Source organism: Acidiplasma cupricumulans (assembly GCF_001402935.1).
Classification (GTDB): Archaea; Thermoplasmatota; Thermoplasmata; order Thermoplasmatales; family Thermoplasmataceae; genus Acidiplasma; species Acidiplasma aeolicum.
This window is the reverse complement of record NZ_LKBH01000169.1, coordinates 1-753: the sequence shown is the minus strand read 5'-3', so window position 1 is coordinate 753 and position 753 is coordinate 1. Positions and strand designations below refer to the sequence as shown.

1 protein-coding gene is annotated in these 753 nt (G+C 35.6%); it reads left to right on the top strand.

Annotated features, from left to right (window positions below):
- Nucleotides 1-114 precede the first annotated feature (114 nt).
- Nucleotides 115-753 (top strand): DUF3834 domain-containing protein (locus AOG55_RS04580; RefSeq protein ID WP_055040960.1); only part of this gene is annotated, 639 nt, incomplete at its 3' end.

Below are 753 nucleotides of genomic sequence, written 5' to 3'. Positions count from 1 at the left end.
TAAAATTTAATATTAAAAATGGCATTCATAAATACATAAATCATTTACTATTTACAATTTATGTTTTTATCATGTGAAACATTACATTAATAAATTATTTATCCATATAGTATTATGAAAGTAATTGCAGCACCTGGACCGGTCTGCTACCCTATAGTGGCGGCCAAGATGGAGAGAGATGATATTGATATAGATTTTCAGAAGGAGGGGAAGGCAGATATTATACTTGATTCAACAGTCTCACTGATTAAAAGAAACCTGCCCATAAGCTATGTAACAATAAAACACCTGTCTGTTGTTATACCAAAGCTTGGTTATAAAATAGGATTAACCAGAAAGGGCGGAGCGGCAGATATACTGTTTAGAGCATTCGTTAGTGAAACTGGGAAGACTGTTGAAATCAAATATTATGAGGGAATAAATGACCTCATGGAGGCAATGAAGAAAGGAGAGATTGACTCTGCAGTGGTTCCGGCAATGTCAGAGGGCGGTGAAAGCCTTGAGAAATATTTTGAGAAATATAACATTTACATACCTGGTAGCTGCGGGGCCGCAATATTCAATGGAAAGGACAAGGAATTCATTGATGCATATAACCTTGGAATTAAAATATTAAAGGAGAAACCTGAGGAAGCTGCAAAATTCATTGTTGACAACCTTCCGATTAAATTCCCGCCTGAATTTATTATTAATACAATGAAAAATTCTGAACTTAATGTCCACAGGCCGGATGATTACAGCAAATTTTCCGAG